This window comes from Stenotrophomonas sp. STEN022 (assembly GCF_056760155.1).
This window is the reverse complement of record NZ_JBRREG010000055.1, coordinates 22845-30940: the sequence shown is the minus strand read 5'-3', so window position 1 is coordinate 30940 and position 8096 is coordinate 22845. Positions and strand designations below refer to the sequence as shown.

The following is an 8096-nucleotide window of genomic DNA, read 5'->3' as shown; positions in this document are numbered from 1 at the left end:
CGCCCGACCCCCGGCCCCCCCCCCGGCCCGCCCCGCCCCCCCCCCCGCCCCCCCGCCCCCCCCGGCCCGCCCCCCCCCCCCCCCCCCACACACGGTGGCGCGGTGCTTTGTGGTGGTGCCCCCGCCCCGCCCCCCCCCCCCCCCCCACTACCTGGATCTCCACTCTGCCGGCAGCGCCCACCGCGCCACACCATCGCCACACAGGCCGATCAGCGCGTCACCCTGCGGCGCCCAATACAGCTGGCGCAGGTCCCAGCAGGCGGAGCGGCTGGCATTCAATGACAGCGACTGCCCCGACTCAAGATTCCACACCGCCAGCACCGGGGTGCCGCCATCGTTGCCGCCCAAGGCCAGCAGGCGCCCATCGGCCGAGGCCGTTGCCGCATTCAAAGCGTTCAACCCCGGCAACGCCAACGAATAGCGCAGCTTGCCGCTGGCCAGATCCACCACATGCATGCCCGGATCGCGGCGGTTCCCTTCCATCAGCACGAAACCGACCGCAACCCAACCGCCCTTGGCCGAGCCCAGCGGCGCTGGCACCCACTGCGCCATGCCGGTGTCGTCATTGCCATCAACCTTGCCAAAGCGGCGCGGCAGGGTCAGCACGCGACTGACCCGACCGGTCGTGCCATCCAGCTCGGTCAAGCCTGCCGGGTCCTCGATCCAGAAACCCTGCCCCGGCCTGTCCCAGCGCACCGGCTTGACCAGCGAGTTGCCCGGATAGCCACCAACCACGCCTTGCCGTGGCGCATCGAAACGCTGCGCATAGATCCACGGCTCACCATCGGCCGATGGCGTCGCCTTCGGCTCAAGCACGCGCAGCACGTCGCGAATCACACCACCGCCGTCCAGGGCATGGTCGTACGGCACCGGTCGGCCTTGCGTGTCATGCGTCCATTTCCAACCGCCGCTGATCGGCTGACGCATACCGGCTGCCCAGCGCAGCGGATGTGCCAGCGCACGTTGCTGGTCCAGGCTGTACTCCACGATCTGCTGCTGTACCGCCAGCCAGGCAGTGCGGCCCTGCGGGTCCACGCTCAGGCCAGCGCGGCCGGCATCCGCGCTGGTTTGCCACAGACGCTGCGGCTTCTCGCCCATGCCCGGCGCCCAGCGCCACAAGGCCTCGGGATAGCTGCTGAGCAGGAGTACGCTGCCGTCGGCCAGCGGCCGCATGTCGTAGTAGTCGCCACTGCCGAAGGGCAGCAGGCGTTGCGCTGCGGTCGCGTCCTTGTTGCCGCCCGGCGCCGTCAAGGTCGGTTCGACGATGCGAGCGTCTGCCTGCGCCGGCAGCTGCCAATCACTGGCGCCGACGCCGATCTGCAGGGCTGCACCGGGCAGCGCGCGCACCGCGTCATACACCGGCGTGAACACCGCCTCCGGCACGCGGCGGCGGCTCAGACGTGGCGAGGGCCCACCGCCCATCACGTTGAACTCGCGCAGCTGGTCGACGATGCCACCGTTCGGATTTGGCCAGTCGTCGGTTCGGCTCAAGCTGATTGCCGTGGCCGGTTTGCCCAGCGCTTCGTCGACCTGCATCACCCGCACTTCGATCGTGCTTTTGACGCGGCCGAGTACACCGTGCTTCTGCTCGGCACTGGCCTGCCAGCTGGCGAAGCTGCCCTGCAGTTCGGCCAGCTTGTCGCTCATCGCATCGACCGTGGCGTCACGCTGCAGGCGCTGCTCGCGCAGCGGCAGTTCCTCGGCCAGCAGGGCGCCCTGCTCCACCGCCGTCTGCAACGCAGGCATGCGGTAGCGACGGATGAACTCGGCCTTCAGTTCCGGTCGGCGCGCGATCAGCACATTGCCCCAGCCGTGATCCATATAGGCCACGCGGGTGCGCTGTACTGGCGCATTGAATTTGCCCAGCGGTGCCAGGCTGGCCTGCACCACCGGCAGCACCTGCTCGAACGGCAACGCCACCACCAGTTCCACCCTGTCCAACGGGCGTTGCTGTTTGGCCAGCAACGGTGCCTGCAGGGCTGACGGCAGGCCTTTCTCTGGCGCCTGCTGCGCGGTCGGCAACATCTGCCAGTTTGCCGGCAAAGGCGCGGCAGAGGCCCACAACGAGGAGGTGATGCCAACCAGGCACAGGATCGCGCCGCAGGCGCTGGTGTTTGTCATGGGTCTTCCTTGATGGTGCTGTGACCGGATTCTTGGGGGCTGTATGTATTTATGGGTCCCCGACCCTCACCCCAACCCCTCTCCCATGAACGGGAGAGGGGTTCGTAGTGCCGAGCCATGCTCGGCAGGGGCTTCACCGGTAAAGCCTCAAGCGCAGGATCGCTGCGCTCTAAAGCAAAAGTTTCCCTCACCCCAACCCCTCTGTGAACGGGAGAGGGGCTCGTAGTGCCGAGCCATGCTCGGCAGGGGCTTCACCGGTAAAGCCTCAAGCGCAGGATCGCTGCGCTCTAAAGCAAAAAGCTGCCCTCACCCCAACCCCTCTCCCGTGAACGGGAGAGGGGCTTTAAAGCTCTAAAGCCTTCACACTTCTAGGCCCTCAAACCTTACTTGCGCTCTGCCGCGCTCGCATCACGCGTCGCGCGGAAGCTCTCTTCCGGGCTCCAGTTCGGCCAATCGCGCGAGTTGGCCAGCTTCTCGCCCAGGGTGTACAGCACTTCCAGATCACGTGCCGCACCGGCAAAGGTCCAGTCGGCCTGCCATTCGTCGCCCTGCTGGTGGTAGCGCTTGGCGGTGTACTCGTCGGAGGCCTTCTTGCCGGCGGCGACGCCGCCGTCGATCCAGTCCTGCCCCGCGCCATACGACAAGGCCGGCACGCCGCGCTTGGCGAACGGGAAGTGATCGGAGCGGAAGAACAGGCCGGCTTCCGGCTTGGTATCCGGTGTGTAGCGGATGTCCCAGCCCTTGGCCACGTCTTTGAGCTGGTCCAGCAGCTCGACCTTGGCCGAGCCGTAGATGCCGAAATCACGCGAAGGGCTGTACGGCGACATGCCGTCCATGTTGATCACCGCCACCGTCTTGGCCAGCGGGTACAGCGGATTGCTGGCGTAGTACTCAGAGCCGAGCAGGCCCTTCTCTTCCGCCGTTACGGCGAGGAACACCACCGAACGCTGCGGCCTTGGCTGGGTGGCGAAGCCACGTGCAAGCTCAACCAGTGCGGCAGTGCCAGAAGCGTTGTCCATCGCGCCATTGAAGATACGGTCGCCACGTGCATCCGGTTCGCCCACGCCGATGTGATCCCAGTGACCGGAATAGATGATGGTTTCGTCCGGGTGGGTGCTGCCTTCCAGGCGTGCGACCACGTTGTGCGAAGTGATGACTTCGTTCTTGACCTGGTAGTTGGCCGAGAAGGTTTCGCCCTTCAGCTCCACCGGCTGGAAGTCGCGCGACTGCGCCTGCTTCTTCAGCGTCTCGAAATCCAGTCCGGCGCGCTTGAACAGCTCCACCGCCAGATCGCGCTGGATCCAGCCCTCCAGCGCCGGGTGCGCCTCGGCCGGGTTCTGCCGGACCACGTCGAACATGGTGTTGGTATTGGAGCCGGCCACCGTTGCCCAGCCATAGGAGGCCGGTGCGGTTTCATGGACGATCAGCACGCCAGCGGCGCCCTGGCGCGCGCCCTCTTCGTACTTGTAGGTCCAACGGCCGTAGTACGTCATGCCCTTGCCGTCGAAGTCACCGGCACCGGTCTCGAAATCCGGGTCATTGATCAGCACCACGGCGATCTTGCCCTTCAGGTCCACGCCCTTGAAGTCGTCCCAGTTGCGCTCCGGCGCCTTGACGCCATAGCCGAGGAACACCAGCGGTGCATTGCTGATATCCACCGCGCTGGCACCGTTCATGGCAGCGCGCACGGCGATCTCCTGGCCCTGGGTCAGGGTCTGTGGCTTGCCCTGGCTGCTCAGCGACAGCACCGGCTTGCCGACGATGTCACCCTTCAGCAGCGGCACCGCCTGCGTCCACAGGCGCTTGCCGTCCTGCAGGTCACCACCCGGCTGCATGCCGGCGGCGGCGAACTGCCTGCTCAGGAAGGCGATGGTCTTTTCCTCGCCAGCGGTGGCCGGGGAGCGGCCTTCATAGGCGTCGGAGGCGAGCTCGCGGACATCGGCCGAGATGCGCGCGCCATCAAACTTGGGCGGGGCAGCCATCAGGGCCGTGGATACTGACATCGCCAACAGGCTGATTACGACTCGTTTCACGCTGTACTCCAGTGGTAAGGCAACCCCCGGAGTGTAGCCAGCCCAGCTCGCCCGTGTGCAGTGTCTTATTGCAGGGTTGCCGCCCGGCCCAGCAGCGCCTCGCGCTCGCGCGCATTGCTGCTCAGCAGTGCTGCCTGCTCGAACGCCAGCCTTGCTTCGGGTGCACGTCCAAGCCGCGCCAGCAGGTCACCGCGCACAGCCTGCAACGGCGCGTAGCCTTGCAACTGCGGGTCATCGATCAACGCCTGCAGCAAGCTCCAGGCCGGTGCGGCACCGTGGGCCTGCGCCACCGCAACCACACGGCTGAGCTCCACCACGGGTGACGGCATCACCTCGGCCAGGCGCGCATACAAGTCAGCAATGGCCTGCCAATCAGTCTGTTCAGCCTGTCGCGCGCGTGCGTGGCAGGCGGCGATACCGGCCTGCAATACATAGGCGTCATCGGCCCCGCCCAACTTCATCGCCTGATCCAATGCAGCCTGGCCGCGTGCAATCTGCAGCCAATCCCAACGGCTGCGATCCTGCTCCAACAACAGCACCGCTGAGCCATCGGCCGCTGCGCGCGCACGCAGGCGCGAGGCCTGCAGCTCCATCAAGGCCAGCAGGCCCAGCACCGGTACGGCACTAGGCATCAATCCAGTCAGCACCCTGCACAGCCGCAGCGCTTCTTCGCATAGCGCCGGCCGCATCCAATCCTCACCGCTGCTGGCGGTATAACCCTCGTTGAATACCAGATAGACCACGTCCAGCACCGATTGCAGGCGTGCGGACAGGTCCTGCAGACGCGGCACTTCGAACGGCACCTTGCGTTCGGCCAGCAGGCGCTTGGCGCGGACGATGCGCTGGGCGATGGTGGGCTCGGGAACCAGAAAAGCACGTGCGATCTCGGTGGTGCTCAAGCCGCACAGCAGGCGCAAGGTCAGCGCGACCCGCGCATCGGCAGGCAGTTCGGGGTGGCAGGCGACGAAAACCAACCGCAACAGATCGTCACCGATGTCGTCCAGATGGTCGGACTGATCCGCGCCCATGGCGTAGTCCTGCTGTTCGTCGATGATCTGCGCCTGCCGCTGCGCATGCAGGCGTCGCTGCCGCAGCCGATCGATTGCGCGCCGCTGCGCAGTGGCCATCAACCAGGCGGCGGGATTGTCGGGAATGCCTTGTTTTGGCCAATGTTCCAATGCCGCGACCAACGCGTCCTGCGCCAGTTCTTCAGCGCTGTCGAGATCGCCGAGCATGCGTGCCAGGCGCGCTACCAGGCGTGGCGACTCCATGCGCCAAAGGGTATCGAGCAATCGTTGCAGCTGTGGATCGGTCATAGGCGCGATCAAAGCATCGCGGTGAGATTGCTGCAAGCAAGCAGCGCATTTGCAGAAGCGGCGGTAGTGCCGAGCCAAGCTCGGCATGGGCCTGCACCAGTGATGCGAAAAAAAACCCTCCCCAGCCCTCCCCTCCGCCTTCGGCGCAAGGGAGGGAGCAGAGCCTCCCCTTCGCTACGCGAAAGGGAGCAGAAGCTCACAACTGCACGAACGGCTTGAACCCGCCCCAGAACATGCGCTTGCCATCGAAGGGCATGTCCTTCGGTCCCATTCCAGCCAATCGTGGATCGGCCATCGCCTTGGCATTGACCTTGTCACGGTGCGCGCGCGAGCGGAACACCACGTAGGCGAATACCACCACCTCGTCGTCCTTCAGTTTCACCGCCTGTGGGAACGAAGTGCGTTTGCCGGGCTTCACATCATCGGCCACCGCTTCGACATAAGCCAAAGCGCCGTGCTCCTTCCACACTTTCCCGGCCTTGCGCGCGATGCGCTTGTAGTCATCGATCTTCGCGCTGGGTACCGGCAACACATATCCATCCACGTAAGCCATGATCGTCTCCTGGTTATTGGCCCGGCTCGCCATCCATATGGGCGATTTCCCACAGGTGGCCGTCGAGATCGGCGAAGCCGCGCTGGTACATGAAACCGTAATCACGCGCCGACATCGGTTCGCTGCCGCCGGCGGCCAAGGCCTTGTCCACCAGCTCATCCACCGCTGGCCGACTGACCGCCGACAAGCAGGTGATCACCTCGGTCTGCTTGCGCGCATCGGCCAACGGTTTGTTGGTGAAGGTCTGGAAGAACGGCTCCACCAGCAGCATCACGAAGATGCTCTCGCTGATCACCATGCAGGCCGCGTTGTCGTCGCTGAACTGCGGGTTGAAGCTGTAACCCAGTGCGCCAAAGAAAGCCCTGGAGGCTTGCAGGTCGCGCACCGGAAGATTGACGAAGATCATCTGCGGATTGCTCATGCTCAGCCCTCCGCCGGCATCGGCTTCATGCAGTTGACCATCCACGGCTTGCCGTAGCGGTCCAGCAACATGCCCCAGCGGTGCGCCCAGAAGGTTTCAGCCAGCGCCATCTGCACCTGCCCACCTTCGGCCAGGGCTGCGAACACGCGTTCAGCTTCCTCAATGCTGTCCACGTCGACATTTATGGTGGTGGCACTGCTGCCAGCGCCTTGTGGGCCGTCGGCAGCCATCAGCGTCGCGCCGCCGGCTTCGACCTGGCAATGCGCGATCTGCTCCGGTTGTGGCATGAAGCCGCCGCAACCTTCCGCGTCCATGTCCGGACTGGGCGGCATGTCGCCGTATTTCATCTCCGACACCACCGTGCCACCCAGCGCCTTGGCGTAGAACGCCATCGCCTCGTGGGTCTGACCGTTGAAGCCCAAAAACGGAATCAATTTCATCGTATTGCTCCTGCTGCTCGGGGTTGGGTTCAGTTGTTGCGTTCGATCTGCTCGCGTAAACGCTGCTCCTGGGCCTGCAATTCCGGGGTGAAGGCCGCACCGAAGTCTTCAGCTTCGAAGAACGGGCGGATCTCCACTTCCACCGCACTGCCGTTGGTCGGGGTGAACGGGGCGCGCTTGAGCCACTCCACCGCCTCGTCCAGCGAGCGCACCTGCCACAGCCAGAAGCCGGCGACGAGCTCGCGGGTTTCGGCGAAGGGGCCATCGATCACGCTGCGGCCCTCGGCTGCGAATCGCACCCGCGCCGCCTGCGACGTGGGCTTCAAGCCTTCGCCGGCCAGCATGATGCCGGCCTTCACCAGTTCCTCGTTGAAGGCTCCCATCGCGGCGATCTCCGCCTGCGTGGGCATCACCCCGGCCTCGGTCTCGGGGGTCGCTTTCACCAGCACCATCACTTTCATCACCGTGCTCCGTTGCAGGCGGTATGCCCGCTATACATCAGGTACGACGAAACACAGCAGGCAACCTCGACAAGCTCGCAGCAGCATTTTTATGAACTCATTTATGCGGCAATGCAGCAGGTTCGATGCGCCATGATGTGCAACCCACGTGCTTTGAGGCTGGACCATGAAGTTCATGTTGTTGATCTACATCGACCCGCAACTGCTGCAGACCTTGACTGGCGACGACTACGACGCGCTGATGCGCGGCTGCCTGCAGCATGCCGATGCCCTGCAGGCGCAGGGCACACTGTTGATGTCACAACGTCTGCAGCCACCGGCCAGCGCACAGACGCTGCGCAGCCGCCAAGGCCAGTCGCGGATCATCGATGGCCCGTTCGCAGAGACCCGCGAAATCCTGGCTGGCTTCAACCTGATCGAGGCGGCAGACGCCGACGAAGCCATGCGCATCGCCAAGCAATTCCCGTGGGCCGCCTACGGCAGCATCGAGGTGCGGGCGGTGGATGATCTGGATGCCGAGCGAGTGCGGGTCGGGGCATGACAGGCGCCATCTGGCGCGGCCCATGCAGCCAGCCTCAGGCATCCCGGCAAGGAACTGTTACAGCTCCCTCGCACTGACCATTGGCGTCTTGAGCCTCACTCCAACCCGGCGCATCGCCGGGTTTTTTGCACCCAAAATCAATTCAGTACGCATAAGTACGGAACTTGCGAGCAAGCGAGAGCTATGAATATGAACAGGAGCAAACTCTCA

General features: G+C 64.9%; 8 protein-coding genes. 1 reads left to right on the top strand and 7 read right to left on the bottom strand.

Features of this window, described 5'->3' with window-relative positions:
• Nucleotides 1-147: 147 nt before the first annotated feature.
• From ACVOMF_RS12625 to ACVOMF_RS12595, 7 genes are all read right to left on the bottom strand, one after another.
• Nucleotides 148-2121, bottom strand: coding sequence for a hypothetical protein (locus ACVOMF_RS12625; RefSeq protein WP_481509608.1), 1974 nt, complete (start codon nt 2119-2121; stop codon nt 148-150).
• Nucleotides 2122-2504: 383 nt separating this feature from the next.
• On the bottom strand, nt 2505-4154 hold the full coding sequence (locus tag ACVOMF_RS12620; protein WP_481509607.1) for a M28 family metallopeptidase: 1650 nt from the start codon (nt 4152-4154) through the stop codon (nt 2505-2507).
• 65 nt (nt 4155-4219) lie between these two features.
• Nucleotides 4220-5470, bottom strand: coding sequence for an RNA polymerase sigma factor (locus tag ACVOMF_RS12615; RefSeq protein ID WP_481509606.1), 1251 nt, complete (start codon nt 5468-5470; stop codon nt 4220-4222).
• Nucleotides 5471-5666: 196 nt separating this feature from the next.
• Nucleotides 5667-6023, bottom strand: coding sequence for a DUF1428 domain-containing protein (locus ACVOMF_RS12610; protein ID WP_481509605.1), 357 nt, complete (start codon nt 6021-6023; stop codon nt 5667-5669).
• Between the two features lie 13 nt (nt 6024-6036).
• Complete coding sequence (locus ACVOMF_RS12605) at nt 6037-6450, bottom strand: VOC family protein (RefSeq protein ID WP_481509609.1); 414 nt, start codon at nt 6448-6450, stop codon at nt 6037-6039.
• The gene (locus ACVOMF_RS12600) at nt 6447-6884 is read right to left on the bottom strand and encodes a VOC family protein (protein WP_481509604.1); all 438 of its coding nucleotides are present in this window, start codon (nt 6882-6884) and stop codon (nt 6447-6449) included. The genes ACVOMF_RS12605 and ACVOMF_RS12600 overlap by 4 nt, the downstream gene beginning before the upstream one ends.
• Nucleotides 6885-6913: 29 nt before the next feature.
• Nucleotides 6914-7345, bottom strand: coding sequence for a YciI family protein (locus tag ACVOMF_RS12595; RefSeq protein WP_481509603.1), 432 nt, complete (start codon nt 7343-7345; stop codon nt 6914-6916).
• A gap of 166 nt (nt 7346-7511) precedes the next feature.
• Between ACVOMF_RS12595 and ACVOMF_RS12590 the strand changes: the two genes are divergently transcribed.
• Complete coding sequence (locus ACVOMF_RS12590) at nt 7512-7886, top strand: YciI family protein (protein WP_481509602.1); 375 nt, start codon at nt 7512-7514, stop codon at nt 7884-7886.
• Nucleotides 7887-8096 lie beyond the last annotated feature (210 nt).

Excerpts from the sequence above, each read along its gene's own strand:
- ACVOMF_RS12615 (WP_481509606.1), bottom strand. The coding sequence starts at position 5,470 with ATGACCGATCCACAGCTGCAACGATTGCTCGATACCCTTTGGCGCATG.
- ACVOMF_RS12610 (WP_481509605.1), bottom strand. The coding sequence starts at position 6,023 with ATGGCTTACGTGGATGGATATGTGTTGCCGGTACCCAGCGCGAAGATC.
- ACVOMF_RS12595 (WP_481509603.1), bottom strand. The coding sequence starts at position 7,345 with ATGAAAGTGATGGTGCTGGTGAAAGCGACCCCCGAGACCGAGGCCGGG.
- ACVOMF_RS12590 (WP_481509602.1), top strand. The coding sequence starts at position 7,512 with ATGAAGTTCATGTTGTTGATCTACATCGACCCGCAACTGCTGCAGACC.
- ACVOMF_RS12600 (WP_481509604.1), bottom strand. The coding sequence starts at position 6,884 with ATGAAATTGATTCCGTTTTTGGGCTTCAACGGTCAGACCCACGAGGCG.
- ACVOMF_RS12625 (WP_481509608.1), bottom strand. The coding sequence starts at position 2,121 with ATGACAAACACCAGCGCCTGCGGCGCGATCCTGTGCCTGGTTGGCATC.